This is a genomic window from Zoogloea sp. LCSB751, from assembly GCF_002028455.1.
Lineage (GTDB): Bacteria > Pseudomonadota > Gammaproteobacteria > Burkholderiales > Rhodocyclaceae > Zoogloea.
In genome coordinates this window covers 1-244 of sequence record NZ_MWUM01000509.1, presented here as the reverse complement: position 1 = coordinate 244, position 244 = coordinate 1, and the positions used below count along the sequence as shown (strand labels likewise).

Here is a 244-nt window from a genome sequence, read left to right as displayed (position 1 = left end):
AAGGTCGCAGTGCCTTTATCCGCAGCCACAACGAGGTATGGATCATCCTCATCATGACGCACCACATCTACTGGATGTACGATTTCACCGTTAACGATGTTGTCAGTAATATCGAGCAGTGCACGAATAAAGATGCGGTAGCACTCTTGGCCTTCAGTGAAGAATGCCTCACGGCCCCCTTCAGTTGGCAGCTGCTTACAAACGAAACCACCTTTTGCCCCAACAGGGACAATAACGGTGTTTT

At 49.2% G+C, this 244-nt stretch carries 1 protein-coding gene; it reads right to left on the bottom strand.

Annotated elements, in window-relative coordinates; translation table 11 throughout:
* A partial coding sequence (locus tag B4920_RS27510; RefSeq protein WP_139379759.1) for an NAD-glutamate dehydrogenase domain-containing protein occupies positions 1 to 244 on the bottom strand: 244 nt, incomplete at both ends.